The 16,477-nt window shown below is 72.2% G+C and carries 16 protein-coding genes; 9 read left to right on the forward strand and 7 right to left on the reverse strand.

The genetic code is table 11. From position 1 onward, the window contains the following. Positions 1-371 precede the first annotated feature (371 nt). Positions 372-2,471: a ComEC/Rec2 family competence protein gene (locus ABD978_RS30145; RefSeq protein ID WP_345362172.1), complete on the forward strand. Its 2,100-nt coding sequence runs from the start codon at positions 372-374 to the stop codon at positions 2,469-2,471. 366 nt (positions 2,472-2,837) lie between these two features. Here the strand turns inward: ABD978_RS30145 and ABD978_RS30150 are convergent, their stop codons facing one another. Beyond that, positions 2,838-3,836: an LLM class flavin-dependent oxidoreductase gene (locus ABD978_RS30150; protein ID WP_345362175.1), complete on the reverse strand. Its 999-nt coding sequence runs from the start codon at positions 3,834-3,836 to the stop codon at positions 2,838-2,840. A gap of 128 nt (positions 3,837-3,964) precedes the next feature. Here ABD978_RS30150 and ABD978_RS30155 point away from each other — a divergent pair, with 128 nt between their 5' ends. From ABD978_RS30155 to ABD978_RS30165, 3 genes are all read left to right on the forward strand, one after another. Next, positions 3,965-4,453 carry a nitroreductase family deazaflavin-dependent oxidoreductase gene (locus tag ABD978_RS30155; RefSeq protein WP_345362178.1) on the forward strand — a complete coding sequence of 163 codons (489 nt, stop codon included), beginning with the start codon at positions 3,965-3,967 and terminating at the stop codon, positions 4,451-4,453. A 129-nt stretch (positions 4,454-4,582) separates the two neighbouring features. Continuing rightward, on the forward strand, positions 4,583-5,563 hold the full coding sequence (holA, locus tag ABD978_RS30160) for a DNA polymerase III subunit delta (RefSeq protein WP_345362506.1): 981 nt from the start codon (positions 4,583-4,585) through the stop codon (positions 5,561-5,563). 95 nt (positions 5,564-5,658) lie between these two features. Next, positions 5,659-6,162, forward strand: a complete 504-nt coding sequence (locus ABD978_RS30165) for a hypothetical protein (RefSeq protein WP_345362181.1) — start codon at positions 5,659-5,661, stop codon at positions 6,160-6,162. 147 nt (positions 6,163-6,309) lie between these two features. Here ABD978_RS30165 and rpsT read toward each other — a convergent pair whose 3' ends face one another. After that, complete coding sequence (rpsT, locus tag ABD978_RS30170; protein ID WP_345362184.1) at positions 6,310-6,579, reverse strand: 30S ribosomal protein S20; 270 nt, start codon at positions 6,577-6,579, stop codon at positions 6,310-6,312. 209 nt (positions 6,580-6,788) lie between these two features. Between rpsT and lepA the strand changes: the two genes are divergently transcribed. Both lepA and ABD978_RS30180 read left to right on the forward strand, forming a co-directional pair. Continuing rightward, entirely contained in the window at positions 6,789-8,612 is a 1,824-nt protein-coding gene (lepA, locus tag ABD978_RS30175) for a translation elongation factor 4 (RefSeq protein WP_345362187.1), read from the forward strand. A gap of 67 nt (positions 8,613-8,679) precedes the next feature. Beyond that, a complete protein-coding gene (locus tag ABD978_RS30180) occupies positions 8,680-9,534 on the forward strand; it encodes an LLM class F420-dependent oxidoreductase (protein ID WP_345362190.1) in 855 nt (284 codons plus the stop codon). An 88-nt stretch (positions 9,535-9,622) separates the two neighbouring features. Here ABD978_RS30180 and ABD978_RS30185 read toward each other — a convergent pair whose 3' ends face one another. Beyond that, positions 9,623-10,441: an MBL fold metallo-hydrolase gene (locus ABD978_RS30185; protein WP_345362193.1), complete on the reverse strand. Its 819-nt coding sequence runs from the start codon at positions 10,439-10,441 to the stop codon at positions 9,623-9,625. Positions 10,442-10,530: 89 nt separating this feature from the next. Here ABD978_RS30185 and ABD978_RS30190 point away from each other — a divergent pair, with 89 nt between their 5' ends. The 3 genes from ABD978_RS30190 to hemW all read left to right on the forward strand — a co-directional run bounded on the left by ABD978_RS30190 (position 10,531) and on the right by hemW (position 13,094). Further along, a complete protein-coding gene (locus tag ABD978_RS30190) occupies positions 10,531-11,088 on the forward strand; it encodes a CGNR zinc finger domain-containing protein (protein WP_345362196.1) in 558 nt (185 codons plus the stop codon). 224 nt (positions 11,089-11,312) lie between these two features. Further along, positions 11,313-11,774 (forward strand): ATP-binding protein, encoded by a 462-nt coding sequence (locus tag ABD978_RS30195; RefSeq protein ID WP_345362199.1) that lies wholly within the window; start codon positions 11,313-11,315, stop codon positions 11,772-11,774. Between the two features lie 111 nt (positions 11,775-11,885). Next, positions 11,886-13,094 carry a radical SAM family heme chaperone HemW gene (hemW, locus tag ABD978_RS30200; protein ID WP_345362202.1) on the forward strand — a complete coding sequence of 403 codons (1,209 nt, stop codon included), beginning with the start codon at positions 11,886-11,888 and terminating at the stop codon, positions 13,092-13,094. A gap of 9 nt (positions 13,095-13,103) precedes the next feature. On the opposite strand, the gene ABD978_RS30205 is transcribed toward hemW, so the two are convergent. The 4 genes from ABD978_RS30205 to ABD978_RS30220 all read right to left on the reverse strand — a co-directional run bounded on the left by ABD978_RS30205 (position 13,104) and on the right by ABD978_RS30220 (position 16,466). Next, positions 13,104-13,778, reverse strand: coding sequence for a DUF4870 domain-containing protein (locus ABD978_RS30205; RefSeq protein WP_345362205.1), 675 nt, complete (start codon positions 13,776-13,778; stop codon positions 13,104-13,106). A 188-nt stretch (positions 13,779-13,966) separates the two neighbouring features. Next, positions 13,967-14,593 (reverse strand): DUF4870 domain-containing protein, encoded by a 627-nt coding sequence (locus tag ABD978_RS30210; protein WP_345362208.1) that lies wholly within the window; start codon positions 14,591-14,593, stop codon positions 13,967-13,969. Positions 14,594-14,685: 92 nt separating this feature from the next. Beyond that, positions 14,686-15,507, reverse strand: a complete 822-nt coding sequence (locus ABD978_RS30215) for a DUF3097 domain-containing protein (protein WP_345362211.1) — start codon at positions 15,505-15,507, stop codon at positions 14,686-14,688. Between the two features lie 152 nt (positions 15,508-15,659). Beyond that, positions 15,660-16,466, reverse strand: a complete 807-nt coding sequence (locus ABD978_RS30220) for an MBL fold metallo-hydrolase (protein ID WP_345362214.1) — start codon at positions 16,464-16,466, stop codon at positions 15,660-15,662. Positions 16,467-16,477: the final 11 nt, after the last annotated feature.

Consider the following 16,477-nt stretch of genomic DNA (forward strand, 5'->3'; position numbering starts at 1 on the left):
CCACCGTCTCGACCATTGGAGCCATCTTCCTGGGGGCCCGCACGGTCCGAGAGCGGATGACCGACGATGCCGACCTCACCGCGGTCTCCGAGCGTCCGGCCGAAGGGCTTGGCGCTCGGAGGACGCGGATCTCGGCGGCGGGGCAGGTTCCGGCGGTCCGGTGGATGTCGGTGGAACGGCGATTTCGGGGAGTCCGCTGGGTGCCGGTGGGGCGGTGGATGGCTGCGGTGCGGTGGTTCTCGGAGCTGCGGCGGGCGCCGACGGAGTGTCGGGCGCGGGTGGCGCGGCGGGTGTTGGCGGGAACGTTGGCGTGTGTCGCGGCTTCGGCCGTGGGCGTCGGGCTTCGGCTCACTGCGGTCGGGTCCGGGCCGATGCGCGCGCTCGCGGTCCGGGGTGCCACGGTGCGGCTCGGCGCGGTGGTCACCGGGGACCCGGCGGTGCTGAAGGCCGGGCAGACGCGTCGGCGCGACACCGTCCTGGTACCGGCACGGGTGGAGGAGGTGGAGTTCGCGCTTGGCACGACACGGCGACGGCGGGTGCGGGTTCCAGTGCTCCTGCTCGCAGACGATCCGGCGTGGCGACCTCTGGTGCCGAGCCAGCGGGTTCGGCTCACGGCGCGGCTCGTCACGCCGCGGCATGGGGAACTGCTCGCGGCGGTCGGCCTGGTCCGTGGGCCGCCCGCGCTCGTGGGCCGGCCGTCGCTCCTGCAACGGTGGGCGAGCACCATCCGGTCCCGGCTGCGGGCGGCGGCGTCCCGGCTGCCGGCGGACCAGCGCGGCGTCCTGCCCGGCCTGGTCGACGGCGACACGTCGCTGCTCGCCCCGGAGCTCGCCGACGCGTTCGAGGCCGCGGGGCTGACGCACCTGATGGCGGTCAGCGGCGAGAACCTCTCCCTGCTGATCGGCGCGGTCCTGATGGCCGGCCGTTTCACGGGCCTCGGCCGTCGCGCGGTGCCCTTGCTCGCCGGGCTGGCGGTGTTCGGCTTCGTGCTCGTGGCGCGTCCGTCGCCGAGCGTCCTGCGCGCCGCCGTCATGGGCTCGGTCGCACTGCTCGCGGTCGTCACCGGCCGGGAGCGCCGGGGGGTTCCCGCCCTGTGCGCCGCCATCCTCGTGCTGGTACTCCTCGACCCGGAGCTCGCCCGTTCGTACGGTTTCGCGCTGTCGGCGCTCGCGACCGCCGGCATCCTCGTGCTCGGTCCGCCCTGGCGACGGTGTCTGACGCGATGGCTGCCCCGGAGCGTGCCCGGGCGGCTGCTCCGCCGCATGGTCGGCGCGCTGGCCGAGCCGCTCGCGGTGTCGACCGCGGCCCACGTCGCGTGCGCTCCGGTCCTCGTCCTGCTCGACGGCGAGGTGAGCCTCGTGGCGGTGCCCGCGAACCTCCTCGCCGCCCCCGCGGTGGGACCCGCGACACTGCTCGGGGTACTGGCCGCAGCGGTCGCGCCGGGGTCACTGCCGCTCGCCCGGCTGATCGTCCTACCGGCCGGGCTGGCGGTCGGTTGGATCACCGGCGTCGCGCGGCTGTGCGCCCGCGCGCCGTACGCCGCGATCGACTGGCCGGCCGGAGCGATCGGAGCGGCACTGCTGACGGCCGCTCTCCTCATTGGGGCGCTCGTCCTGCGCCGGCCGGGCGCGCGTCGCGTCGCCGCGGCCGCTGCGGTCGGCGCGGCGGTGGTGGTGATCGGCGGCCACGCCTGCGCGCCAGGGTGGCCGCCGCGCGGCTGGCTGTTCGTGACCTGCGACGTCGGCCAGGGCGACGGGCTCGTGCTCGCCGCCGGTCCCGGCCGGGCCGTGGTCGTCGACACCGGTCCCGACCCCCACTCGATCGACCGTTGCCTGCGCGCCCTGCGGATCCGCGCCGTGCCGTTGCTCGTGCTGACCCACCCGCACGCGGACCACGTCGGCGGGGTGCCCGGCGTCCTGCGCGGCCGCGCCGTGGGGACCGTCCTGATCAGCCCCGACAGCGAAGGGGAGGAGCGGCGCCTGCTCGTCGGAAGACGCGTGGTCACCGCCGGGATCGGCGATGTCTGGTCCGCGGGATCGCTGACCCTGCGCGTGCTCGGCCCGCTCACCACGCTTCCCGTGTCGACCCGCGACCCCGGAACCGAGGTGAACAACGCCAGCGTTGTGCTGTTCGCCCAGTGGCCGGGGCTGACGGTGCTCCTCGGCGGGGACGTCGAGGTCGAGGCCCAGCAGACGCTGCTCGCCGCCGGACTGCCGCACGCGGACGTCCTCAAGGTCCCGCACCATGGCTCGTCGCACCAGGACTCGGACTTCCTGGCCGCCGTGCACGCGCGGATCGCGGTGACCTCGGTCGGCGCGCACAACGACTACGGGCATCCGGCGCCGTCGACGATGTCCCTGCTCGCCCGCCTGCAATTACGCGCCTATCGTACGGACCGCGACGGAGACGTCGCCGTCATCCAGTCCCGGAACGGCCCCGCGGTGGTCACCCGGCGCGTAGGTCATCGCTGACCGGCGCGTTGGCTGGGCACAGCACGGCCGACCGCAGCCCACTGGCAAGGGCGCGTGCACGCTGAAACCCGATTCAGGAATGCCCACGTACTGGACGGCCGTGCTGCCGGTGAGATGAAGGCGGCCGGTTTCTGACGGCTCTCGGATGCGTGCAGTAGTCGGTCGGGACGGCTTCCGGTCAGGAGGCGTACCGAATGCTCGGCAATCGTGGTCCGGGGAAGGGCGAAAAGCCCACATATCAGCCCACGGGCGAGGTCTTTCCCGAGCATCCGGTACGACCCTCACGACCATCCCGAGGAAGCAACGAACAAATCGACCAGTCCTACCGGACGCGGCGACCGGTGGCCTGGTCGGTCGGGTCGTTGGTCACCCGGCCTGCAGGATCTCCTTGACCAGTTCGTACGAGTGCAGGCGGGCGGCGGGATCACCGACGTTGGTCGAGATCATCAGCTCGTCCGGCTGGGTGCGGTCCAGCAGATCGAGCAGCCCCTTGCGCACGGTCTCCGGGCCGCCGATCACGTGCGATTCGGTGATCGTGCCGATGGCCTCGCGTTCCTGAGGTGTGTACGGATACGCCTGTGCCTCCTCCGGCGTCGGCAACGGCCCGGGCTTTCCGGTCCGCAGCCGCAGCATGGACAGGCCCATGGGCGCGGCGAGCCGTTCCGCCTCCTCATCGGTGTCGGCGCAGACCACGGCGGCGGTCACCATGGCGTGCGGCCGGGACAGGGTCTCCGACGGCTGGAAGGTCGAGCGGTACAGCTCCAGGGCAGGCTCGGTGAACCGCGCGCTGAAGTGGTGGGCGAACGCGAACGGCAGACCGAGCGCGCCCGCGAGCTGCGCGCTGTAGCCGCTGGAACCCAGCAGCCAGACCTCCGGCGGGTTCTCGGCCGCGGGCACCGCCCTGATCCCGAGCGACGATCCACCGAGGAACGCCCGTAGCTCGGCGAGGTGACGCGGGAAGTCCTCGACGTTGAGGTCGGCGCTCCGCCGCAGCGCGTACGCGGTCGCCTGGTCCGTACCGGGTGCCCGGCCGATGCCGAGGTCGATCCGCCCGGGGTGCAGGGCCTCCAGCATGCCGAACTGCTCGGCGACGACCAACGGCGCGTGGTTGGGCAGCATCACCCCGCCGGAGCCGACCCGCAGGGTCGACGTCGCCTCCGCCAGATGCGCGATCAGCACCGGGGGTGAGGAGCTGGCGATCCCCGGCATGTTGTGGTGCTCGGCGACCCAGAGCCGGTGGTAGCCCAGGCGTTCGACGGCCCGCGCCAGGTCGATGCTGGCGCGCAGCGCGGCCCCGGGGGTCGTATCCGAGCTCACAGGGACGAGATCGAGCACGGAAAGCGGCAGTTCTTGAAGTTCGGGCACCTTCGAACAACCCGCGGCGGAAAGGAGGGATTCCCGCTGCGGCCCGGATCACACGGGGGACCGGCCGATCTCGATCGGGCGAGCCGTCCGGCGTGCGGCGACGTGCTGATCGGCGGCATCATTGGACAATGCCCCGAGGAATCTCCAGTGCCCCCCGACCGCACGGGTTCCTGCGCCGTGTGGTTCGCGCCCCTCTTTGGATCTATCACCGGAACCTCGGCTTCCTGCTCGGCAAGCGTTTCCTCTACCTCGCCCATCAGGGACGACTCAGCGGGCTGCGCCGCGAGACCGTCCTGGAGGTGGTGAAGCTCGACCATGAGGCCGGCGAGGTCATCGTCTTCTCCGGCTGGGGCAACCGTGCCGACTGGGTGAAGAACCTCCGGGCGGGCCGGGCGCTGGAGCTCCGGATCGGACATCTTCGGCTGCTGGAGCCGGAGCACCGCTTCCTGCCCGACGAAGAGCGTCGGGCCGTACTCGTCGAGTACAAGGAGGCCCACCCGCTGGCCTGGCGCACGCTCGCGCGGCTGATGGGCCTGCCGAAGGACCCCAAGAACGACGACATCGGTGATCTGCGCGCCGTCGCCTTCCGCCCGAGCGGCTGGGACCAGTCGCACTGAGCCCACCCGGCTTTGCCGCGAGCCCATCGAATCCGGCGCGGGCCGTGCGGCGATGACGCGGGCAGCGGACGGCGGACCGGACGGGCGGCGGACCGGGCGGAGGGCGGCGGATGGGCGATGCCAGGTCTCATGCCGTGGCATGCTGCATGCGTGTCTTCCGAACGCCTAACCCTGGTCGTCGGCGACGAGGAACTGCTCGTCGACCGGGCGATCGGCGACGTCGTCGCCGCGGCCCGTGCCCGCGAGGCCGACGTCGAGGTCCATGAGCTGACCCCCGCCTCCCTCGCGCCGGGCGCCCTCGCGGAGCTGACCTCGCCGTCGTTGTTCGGCGGCGGGCGTGTGGTCGTCCTGCGTTCCGCCCAGGACTTCGGCAAGGACCTGGCCGCGGAGATCGGACGGTACGCCGCGAACCCCGCCGACGACATCGACTTCGTCGTCGTACACGCGGGCGGCGCCAAGGGCAAGGCGCTGCTCGACGCGCTGACCAAGGCGGGCGCCCGTAAGATCACCTGCCAGAAGATCACGAGGCCGGGCGATCGCGTCGGGTTCGTCCGCGCGGAGATCCGCCGGGCGGGCGGGAGCATCGGGGAGGACGCGGCCCGTACCCTCCTCGACGCGGTCGGTACCGACCTGCGGGAGCTGGCCAGCGCGTGCAGTCAGCTCGTCGCCGACACCGGTGGGAAGATCACCGACGAGGCGGTCGGCCGGTATCACCGGGGACGCGCGGAGGTCAGCGGGTTCACCGTCGCCGACCGGGCGGTGGAGGGCAAGCTCGCCGAGGCGCTGGAACAGCTGCGCTGGGCGCTGGCGACGGGCGTCGCCCCGGTCCTCATCACCAGCGCGCTGGCTCAGGGCGTACGGTCGCTCGCCAAGGTCGGTGGCGCGCCACGCGGCCTGCGCGGCGCCGGGCTGGCCAAGGAACTCGGCATGCCCCCCTGGAAGATCGATCGGGTGCGTGCCCAGCTGCGCGGCTGGGAGCCGGCGGGGGTGGCGCGGGCGCTGCAGGTCGTGGCCGAGACCGATGCCCAGGTCAAGGGCGGCGGCGCGGATCCGGCGTACGCGCTGGAGAAGGCGATCGCGCAGATCGTCGCCGCCCGCGCCGGACGCTGACGCTTCTACCGGCCGGGACGCTTCTACCGGCCGGTCTTTCCTGCCGACGGGATAAATCGGTTTGATCCCATTCGCCGGTGCCTCACCCTTGCTCCATGAACAAGATCAAGGAACCGCGCCTCGGCGTCGACTTCGGTCGGGTGATCCAGGGAGGCGCCACGGACGCGGGGGAGGAGGACACGACCTTCCTCGGCGGCGGCCTGGAGGAGGCGATGCGCACGCCGGCCACACCGGGAACCTTCGAGGTGCTGCCCGGGCTCGTCGCCCGCTTCGGCGGACGGACGTGGGTGATCTCGAAGTGCGGCGAGAAGGTCCGGCAGCGGACGCTGCAGTGGCTCGACCACCACGACTTCTACCGGCGCACCGGCATCGCACGCGGCAACGTCCGCTTCTGCCGCCGCCGCGCGGACAAGGCCGGCCACTGCACGGACCTCGGCATCACCCACATGATCGACGACCGGCTGGACGTGCACGCCGCGCTGCGCGGCATCGTGCCGCACCTCATCCTCTTCGGACCGCAGCCGGCCGAGCCGCCCGGCTGGGTACGGCACGCCCCGATCTGGGCGGACGTGGAGGCGATGATCGACGAATGCGGCTGACCCCGGCGGCTTCCCATGCCGGTACGTCCCGAATCGCGCGCGGCGACGGCCGATGCGGTGGCCGGTCGAGCCCGCCCGACAGGAGGAAAGCACGACGACGCCGTGCCCCGACGAGGGGACACGGTGTCGCTGACGCGTCGGTCGGCCTTACTTGGCCTGCAGCTCGGCGGCGCGCTTGGCGATCGCCGACTTGCGGTTGGCCGCCTGGTTCTTGTGGATGACGCCCTTGCCCACGGCCTTGTCGAGCTTGCGCGAAGCGTTGCGCAGCTCGGCGAGGGTGGCCTCGGCGTCGCCGGACTCGGCGGCCTCACGGAACTTGCGGATCGCGGTCTTAAGCTCGGACTTGACCGCCTTGTTACGCAGGCGAGCCTTCTCGTTCTGCTTGTTCCGCTTGATCTGGGACTTGATGTTCGCCACGAAAGAAGCCTCAGGTCTTAAGTCGATGGATTGGGGGCGCGGGACCTGTCGCGCCCACACGCAGTGGAACAGCCTACCAAGGTTTCTCAGCGGCCCCAACACGGAGGCCCGGCGCCGCCCGTGCCGGAGCCCCGGGCCGTACGGCGAGAGCATGGCACGGGGCATGGGACCATGGAAGACGCTGAATCCGTCACGTCCTGAGGAACCCGGTGCCGCCCGTACCGAACCAGACCGATCCCGCGGTGATTCGCAACTTCTGCATCATCGCGCATATCGACCACGGCAAGTCGACCCTCGCCGACCGCATGCTGCAGCTCACCGGCGTGGTCGAGGAGCGTCAGATGCGCGCCCAGTATCTCGACCGGATGGACATCGAGCGCGAGCGCGGCATCACGATCAAGAGCCAGGCCGTGCGCCTGCCGTGGAGGGACCACGTCCTCAACCTGATCGACACGCCGGGGCACGTCGACTTCTCGTACGAGGTGTCGCGGTCGCTGGCCGCGTGCGAGGGGGCCGTGCTGCTGGTCGACGCCGCGCAGGGCATCGAGGCGCAGACGCTGGCGAACCTCTACCTCGCGCTCGAGGCGGACCTGCACATCATCCCGGTGCTCAACAAGATCGACCTGCCCGCCGCGCAGCCGGACAAGTACGCCGAGGAGCTGGCCGGCATCATCGGCTGCGACCCCGCCGAGGTGCTGCGCGTGTCGGGCAAGACCGGCGAGGGCGTCGTCGAGCTGCTCGACAACATCGTCGCGACCGTTCCGGCGCCCGTGGGCGACTCCGACGGCCCGGCCCGCGCGCTGATCTTCGACTCGATCTACGACACCTACCGCGGTGTCGTCACCTATGTCCGGGTGATCGACGGGCACCTGTCGCGGCGCGAGAAGAGCCTGATGATGTCCACCAAGGCGGCGCACGACACCCTCGAGGTGGGCGTGATCTCGCCGGAGCCCAAGCCGGTCACCGGCCTCGGCGTCGGCGAGGTCGGTTACCTGATCACCGGGGTCAAGGACGTCCGCCAGGCCCGGGTGGGCGACACCGTGACGATCGCGTCCGCGCCCGCCGCGGAGCCGCTCGGCGGTTACCAGGATCCGAAGCCGATGGTGTTCTCGGGCCTGTATCCGGTGGACGGCGACGACTACCCCGAGCTGCGCGACGCCCTCGACAAGCTGCGCCTGAACGACGCCGCGCTGATCTACGAGCCGGAGACCTCCCTCGCGCTGGGCTTCGGGTTCCGCTGCGGCTTCCTCGGCCTGCTCCACATGGAGATCGTGCGCGAGCGGCTGGAGCGGGAGTTCGACCTGTCGCTCATCTCCACCGCGCCGAACGTCGTGTACCGCGTGGTCATGGAGAACGGCGACGAGCATCGGGTCACCAACCCGAGCGAGTTCCCCGAGGGCAAGATCGGCGCGGTGTACGAGCCGATCGTCAAGGCGACGATCCTGTCACCGAGCGACCACATCGGCGCGATCATGGAGCTGTGCCAGAGCCGCCGCGGCGTCATGCTCGGCATGGACTACCTCTCCGAGGACCGCGTCGAGATCCGCTACACCCTGCCGCTGGCCGAGATCATCTTCGACTTCTTCGACCAGCTGAAGTCGCGGACCCGCGGATACGCCTCGCTCGACTACGAAACGAGCGGGGAGCAGGAGTCGGACCTGGTCAAGGTCGACATCCTGCTGCAGGGCGAGTCGGTCGACGCCTTCAGCCAGATCGTGCACAAGGACAAGGCCCGCGAGTACGGCCTGATGATGACGGCCAAGCTCAAGGAGCTCATCCCGCGCCAGCAGTTCGAGGTCCCGATCCAGGCGGCGATCGGCTCGCGGGTCATCGCCCGGGAGAACATCCGGGCGATCCGCAAGGACGTCCTGGCCAAGTGCTACGGCGGTGACATCTCCCGCAAGCGCAAGCTGCTGGAGAAGCAGAAGGAAGGCAAGAAGCGGATGAAGACGATCGGCCGGGTCGACGTCCCGCAGGAGGCCTTCGTCGCCGCGTTGTCGACCGGCACGGCCGCCGCGGAGAAGAAGAAGTAACCACGTCTCGGATCGTCTCCTCCGGGGCAGGCTGGATCTGAGTCAGCCGAGAATCTTGGAGGAGACGATGGTGGACGTCGGCCGGGTGGGGATCTGGAGCATCGGGTTCCGGAACGACGATCCGAGCGCCGCGAACGAGATCCGCGACGCGGCGGCCGAGCTGGAGGAGCTCGGGTACGGCGCGATCTGGCTGGGCGGCAGCCCCGGCGTGCACCACGCCGTGCCGCTCCTGGAGGCGACCTCCCGGATCGTCGTGGCGACCGGGATCCTCAACATCTGGGAGTACGACGCGGCCGACGTCGCGGACCGGCAGAAGGCCGTGTCCGCCGCGTACCCCGGCCGGTTCCTGCTCGGCCTGGGCGCGAGCCACCCCGGCCTGGTCAAGGCCTACGACAAGCCGTACTCCGCGATGACGCGGTACCTCGACGGCCTCGACACCGCCGGCGCGCCGTCCGCGGAGCGGGTCCTGGCCGCGCTCGGCCCGCGCATGCTGGAGCTGGCCCGCGACCGTACGGCGGGTGCCCACCCCTACCTCGTGACCCCGGAGCACACGGAGCGGGCACGTCAGGTGCTCGGTCCGGATCGCCTCCTCGCCCCGGAGGTCAAGGTGGTGCTCGACACCGATCCCGAACGGGCACGCGCCACGGCCCGGCAGCACCTGGGCTTCTACATGAAGCTGCCCAACTACACCAACAACCTGCTGCGGCTCGGCTTCACCGAGGACGACTTCGCCGACGGCGGCAGTGACCGGCTCGTCGACGCGGTCGTCGCGTGGGGCGACGTCGAGGCGGTACGGCGGCGCGTCGACGCCCACCGGGACGCGGGCGCGGACCACGCCGCCCTCCAGGTCCTGACCGACGATCGAAGCGGGCTGCCCCGGGCGCAGTGGCGCGAGCTCGCCACCGCGCTCGACCTGCGCTGACCCGCCAGACGCCTGCGCCGACCCGCCAGACGCCTGTTCTGATCCGTCGGTGGCCTGTTCTGACCCGCCAGACGCGTGCGCTCGCCCGTCAGATCCGGGCCGACTCGCCGGGGCCGAGCAGGACGAGCCGGTCGGTCAGGCCCGTGCGGTCGAACGCGGCGGTCAGCGCCTCGGCGTTCTCGGTGAAGTGCCCCCAGCTGTTGAAGTGGGCGGGCACGACACGGCGCGCCCGCAGGATCTGCGCGGCGGTGGCGGTCTGCTCGCTGTCCAGGGTCAGCAGCGCGCCGTCGAGCACACCCGGGCGTGCGGCGCCGGCGAACAGCACCGCCGTGTCCACCGGAGCGAACCGCGCGGCGATCTGTTCGACCAGTTCCAGCGAGGCGTTGTCGCCGCTCACGTAGACGGTCGGCAGGTCCGCGCCCGTCAGCACGAAGCCGGTGACCTCTCCGGTGACCGGCTCGCACCCTTCCGGACCGTGCCGCGCCGGAACCGCGGTCACGGTCAGGTCGTCGGCCCCGGGCCGCCGCACGGTGTAGGACGTCCAGGGCGTGAGGGCGGTGGCGGTCCCGCCCAATCGGGCGGCGCCGCTCGGAGTGGTGAGCGTGACCGGCGCCGTCCGGAGGAACTCGCGGCCGGAGTGGTCGAGATTGTCCGGGTGCTGGTCGTGCGAGAGCAGGACGAGGTCGATCTCGCCGACGGCTGAGGCGGCGATCGCCGCCGGGGCGGTCTTCGTGAGCAGGGCGCCGGACGGGCTGCGGTACTCACCCGGAGCGTCGAAGGTCGGATCGGTGAGCAGGCGCAGGCCGCCGATCTCCAGGACGGCCGTCGGGCCGCCCACGGCCGTGACCGTGAGACCGGAGCGCGGGTCGGCGGCAGCACCGCCCTGGAACGATCGCGAATCCGTCATTAGTCCTCCTCATGGGAAAGATCCCAGTTTTCCGTGAGACTGGAGCTTAGGGTTTCTAACGGAAAAGTGCAATGGATACCATGAGATGTATGAGTGGCGATGGGATCCCCGGCGAGCGGCGCTTTCCTGCGCTGGCGCTCGTCAACACCCGTATTCAGCGGTCCGGTGTGCCCGAGGACCTCCTGGCGGACGCGGCCGCCGTCCATGACTGGCTCGCCCGACGCGACCTGATTCCCGCCGACGCCGGCGTGGACGAGGTGCAGGCGGCCGCGGTGCGGGCGTTCCGGGAGTCCCTGCGCGAGCTGCTGTCGGCGCGGGAGGGGGCGTCCGCGCCGCCGCCCGGGGACCTGGCGGCGCTGAACGCCGCGCTCGCCGCTCCGACGGTGACCTGGGACGACGGCGGGCCGAGGCGCGTACGGCGGCCCGGTCCCGATGAGGTCAAGGGTGCGCTGGCCGACCTCGCCGCGAACGCCGTCGACCTGCTCACCGGGGCGGAGGCGGCGTCTCTGGCCTCCTGCGGTGCCCATGGGTGCATCCGCTTCTTCGTTCGGACCCATGCCGCGCGCCAGTGGTGCTCGAACCGGTGCGGTGACCGGGTTCGCGCCGCACGGCACTACGCACGCCGCCGCGCGGCCGCCGACTCCTGACTCATGCCGCCGCGGACCGTCTTCGCCGACTGCCCCCTCAGGAGGCGGGGCACGGCGGGTGAGGGAAGCTCGCGGGGGAACGGGGCGGTCGGTGCGTCGGCCGTGGTCGCGGCGGGTTCCGGGCCGTCCGAAGCCGCTGTCCGGAATTTCGGGCTTGTGGATGTTCGGGTTGCGTCTTCCGATAAGGGGAATGGGTCGTGTCCGCGATGACCTAGGGAGGACCAGTGGACGCGGCCATAGCAGGGCCGGAGACGTGGGACGGCGACCCGCGGGGGCTCGACCGCGGCGCACCGGCCGAATTGACCATCATCGGGGCGATCACCCTTCCGGGTACGGAGCGTTCGGTCGCCGACGGGCGCCGGTTCGTCCGGGAGACGCTCGGCGGGCGGCACCCCGCGGCCGACGCGGTGAAGCTCAGTGTCAGCGAACTCGCCACCAACGCGGTCAAGCACACCGCGAGCGGTACGGGCGGCCAGATCACCATCAGCCTCGCCGCCGCCGACAACGCCGTCCGCGCCGAGGTGACCAACGACGGGGCCACCGGCCCGGAGCCACGGCTCGAGAACCGGCCGGAGGTGGACGCCGAGCACGGCCGGGGGCTGATCCTCATCGACACGGTGGCGGACCGGTGGGGCGTGACGCGGAGCGCCGACCGTACGACGGTCTGGGCGGAGTTCTCGTACTGACTACCGCCTCCGACGGAGTTCGTGAGGCGACGAGGGTCCCCGGCCCGCTCGGCGCCGGTCGAGGCCGGGGCACCGTCTGGGGCACCCCCGCGCTGACGGCAGACTTGAGACGTGCCCTCAACCCTGCCCGACGGAGACCCGGTCCCGAACGACGGCGCGTTGCCCGCCAGTGCCCTCGATGGCCTCGGTGACCGCCCGTTCGGCTTCTACGTGCACGTGCCGTTCTGCGTGACCCGCTGCGGCTACTGCGATTTCAACACCTACACCGCGACCGAACTGCGCGGCGCCTCCCGGGAGGCGTACGCCGACACGGCCATCGCGGAGATCCGGCTGGCCCGCCGCGTGCTCGGCGACGTCGACCTTCCCGTCCAGACGGTGTTCGTGGGAGGCGGCACGCCCACCCTGCTGCCCGCCGACGACCTCGGCCGGATCCTCGACGCGATCGACAAGGAGTTCGGCCTGGCGGCGGCCGCCGAGGTGACGACCGAGGCCAATCCGGAGACGGTCGATCCCGGCTACCTCGCACGCCTCCGCCAGGTCGGCTTCACGCGGATGTCGTTCGGGATGCAGAGCGCGCGTGAGCACGTGCTGGCCGTCCTCGACCGTACGCACACGCCCGGCAGGCCACAGCAGTGCGTCCGGTGGGCCCGGGAGGCCGGCTTCGAGCACGTCAACCTCGACCTCATCTACGGCGCGCCGGGGGAGAGCGACGCGGACTGGCAGGCCAGCCTGGACGCCGCACTGGAGGCCGGTCCCGACCACGTCTCGGCCTACGCGCTGATCGTCGAGGAGGGCACCCGGCTGGCCGCGCAGGTCCGCCGGGGACAGGTGGCCGCGCCGGACGACGACGCCATGGCCGACCGCTACCTCGCCACCGAACGGAGCCTGAGCGCCCACGGCCTGCACTGGTACGAGATCTCCAACTGGGCGGCGGACGAGGACGCCCGGTGCCGCCACAACCTCCTGTACTGGACCGGCGGCGACTGGTGGGGGATCGGTCCGGGCGCGCACAGCCACGTCGGCGGCACCCGCTGGTGGAACGTCAAGCATCCCGCCGCCTACGCCGACCGCCTCGCGTCCGGCGTCACCCCCGCGCACGCCCGCGAGGTCCTGGACACCGCCGACCGGCGGTTCGAGCGCGTCATGCTGGAGCTGCGGCTGGCCGAGGGATGCCCGCTCGACCTGCTCGACGACACCGCCGTCCGCCGCGCGGTCGCCGACGAACTCCTCGTCCCCGAGGCGTACGACGCGGGCCGCGCGGTGCTCACGCTGCGCGGACGGCTGCTGGCCGACGCGGTCGTCCGCGACCTGACCCCGTGAGGCGGACCGTCACCGGACGATGGGCCAGCAGAGCCACTTCGGGATGACGTACGGCTCGCCCTTGTTCGCCCGCAACGCGGCGATGACGAGGAAGACCACGTGCGCGACGCCGTACGCCAGCATGGCCGGGATGGCGACGATCGCGCCGATCCCGAGCGTCGCCAGGGAGACGACGAAGCCCGCGAGGATCACGAGGAAGCTGGTCACGGCGAGGTTCAGCGCCTGCGCGCCGTGAAAGCGCAGGTAGGGCGAGCCGTCCTTGCGCGCCAGATAAACGACGAGCGGCGCGACGAAGCCGACCGCGAACTGCCCGATGTAGGCGAGCATCGCCCACGTGGTCTCGTCGACCGCCGCGAAGCCCTGGCGCGGCGGCCCGTAGCCGTACGGGACCGGCGGTCCGGGATACGGGGGCCCGGGCCGATGCGGCGGCGCGCCGTAGGGCGGCGGTCCGGGCGGTCCGCCGTACGGCTGCGCGTTGGGGCCCGGCTGCGGCCCGGTCGGCGGGCCGTACGGGCCGGTGTGCGGCCCCGATTGCGGCCCGGTCGGTCCGTTGTACGGGCCGGGGCGGGGACCCGGCTGCGGCCCGTACGGACCGGGCTGTGGCCCGGAACCGGGACCCGGCTGCGGCGGTCCGAACCAGGGTCCACCGGGCGGCGGACCGTCCGGATACGCCGGTCCGCTCATGAGCGGATCCGGCGGCTCGAAGGACGGCCGAGAGTCCTGCGGCTCGGGTGGGCGCGGGTCCTGAGGTTCGGATGGCCGCGAGTCCTGCGGCTCGGGCGGGCGCGGGTCCTGAGGTTCAGACCGTTCGGACGGTTCGGAGTCTCGGGGCGCGGGAGGTCGCGGGTCCTGCGGCTCGGTCACGGGGGTCCCTAGCGAAAGATCGGCCAGGCGGCGATCGACGGCAGCCGGTACCACTCACAGCGGTTGGCGCCGATCGCGGCCTTGACGACGCAGAAGAACTCGACGGCCAGGACCGCCAGCATGACCAGCAGCCCGGTCATGCCGATGAGGTACAGCGTCGAGAACGCGAGGAGGTTGCAGACGACCATCGCGATCGACAGGTTCAGCGCCTGGACGGCGTGGAACCGCGCGAACCGCGAGGATCGGCCCCTGGCCAGGTAGACGATGGCCGGGGCGACGAAGCCGACGACGAACATCCCGACGTAGGCGGGAACGGCCCACCTCTCGTCCTCGTCGGTGACCGGCCCGCCGGGGGTCATCGGCTCGCGGCGCCGCTTCGCCGGCTTCGGCGGGGCGTGGCCGGCGCCATGCCCCGGGTGCTGCTGCGGCGCGCCGTACGGCTGTGGAGAGTATCCGCCTTGGTAACCGCCCTGACCGTACCCTCCTTGGCCGTAGCCGGCCTGGGGGTACCCCGGCTGCGGGTACGGCGCGTGCCCATGGCCTCCGTGCCCGGGACCGTACGCCTGGGCCCCGGGACCGGCGTGATGGCCAGGTCCGGAGCCGGGACGCCTGTGGCCCGGTTGCCCATAGGTCATGTGCGTGCTGCCCCTTCCGGCGGAACGTGCGAATTTCGCGGCGAACGCGCAGTTTATGAGACGCACGCCGACGCCGGATGGTTTCGCGGACCTCAGCCCGATTGCGGCACGGTGACGAAGTCGATGAGCTCCTCGACCCGCCCGAGCAGGGCGGGCTCGAGATCGGTGTACGCGCGGACCCGGCCGAGGATCGCCTGCCACACCTCGCCCGGCTCGCCCTTCCACCCGAGCGCGGCGATCACGCCTTCCTTCCAGGGGATCCCGCGCGGAACCCGCGGCCACGCGGGAATGCCCAGGACCGAGGGCTTGACGGCCTCCCAGATGTCGATGAAGGGGTGGCCGGTGACCAGGACGTACGGGGAGGAGACCTGGTCGGCGATCCGGCTCTCCTTGGATCCGGCCACGAGATGGTCGACGAGCACGCCCAGCCGGCTTTCCGGCCCCGGGCCGAACTCCGCGACGATGTCCGGGAGGTGGTCGACGCCCTCGAGGTACTCCACGACGACGCCTTCGACCCGCAGGTCGTGCCCCCAGATCTTTTCGACGAGCTCCGCGTCGTGGCGGCCCTCGACGTAGATCCGGCTCTCCCGCGCCACCCGCGCCCGCAGGTTCGGCACGGCGATCGAACCGGACGCCGAACGGGCCGGACCCGCCGCCCGTACGGGACGGACGAGCGTCACGGGCTTGCCGTCGATGAGGAACCCGGCCTTCGCCAGCGGGAAGACCCGGCGCTTGCCGAACCGGTCCTCGAGGGTCACGGCGTCCTTCTCGCAGGCGACGACCGCACCGCAGAACCCGCTCTCCGGATCCTCGGCGACCAGGCCCGGCTCGGCGGCGACCTCGGGGATCTGACCCTTCCGCGGCCGGCGCCAGTCGCCGGACAGAACGTCGTGTCCATAGTCTTTGCTCCGCACGCGTCGCACCGTACCGGTCCGGCGGCGGGCGGGGCAGCCGCTCCGGCGCGCCCGCCCAGACGCGTACCGGCCGGTTCACCCCGCGTCGAGCCGGCCACGCGTACGGGCGGCGGCTCGGGTGCGGCGCCGGGGGCGCGGAAGCCGGGCGGCGGCTATCCGGAGCCGGATCGGCGGCCCAGGTGGTCGTGGCCGCGTCGGACGGCCTCCCGGAGCGTCTCGACGGGGTAGGGCCAGCCGCCCGCGGCGAGGGCCTCCTCGACGTCCAGCCCGGCGGCGTGCGTCTCCCGCACCCGGCGGGCCACCATGTCGATCTCCTCCCGCTGCCGGACCGCGAACTCCCGATCCACCGGCGCGCCGTGACCCGGCACGAGCACGCCGTCGACGGTCCGCAGCAGGGCGGCGAGGGTGGCCGGCCACTCCAGCGGGAAGGAGTCGGCGCCGTACGCCGGCGGGCCGGACTGCTCGATCAGGTCACCGGTGAACGCGCACCGCGCGTCGGGCGCCCAGACGACCACGTCGCCGTCGGTGTGCCCCGGGCCGAAGTGCCGCAGTTCGACGACGCGGTCGCCGAGGTCGAGCTCGGCGCGGTCGGTGACGAGCCGGTCCGGCGCGAGCAGGAGATCGGTCTCGACCTTCTCCGCCCAGCCGGGGAACTCGCGCGCCAGCATGGGCCGCGCGGTCTCGGCCAGGTAGGCGGGCAGCGACGCGTGTCCCCAGCGTGCCCCGCCGGTGAACGCCGCGTTGCCGAAGCAGTGGTCGAAGTGGCCGTGGGTGTTGACGACGATGGGGTTCTGCACGCCGAGCTCGCGAAGGTCGTCGCGCAGGCGCACGCCCTGTGCCACACTCGCGCGGGTGTCGACGACGACGGCGTCCGTGGACCCGACGATGACCCCCACGGTCACGTCGAAGTCGGAATAACGGCGCTGGAAACAGCGTTCCGCAATTTCGTGCCAGGTCACAGGAGTGACTC

Origin of the sequence: Actinoallomurus liliacearum (genome assembly GCF_039542035.1) — a bacterium.
Lineage (GTDB): Bacteria > Actinomycetota > Actinomycetes > Streptosporangiales > Streptosporangiaceae > Actinoallomurus > Actinoallomurus liliacearum.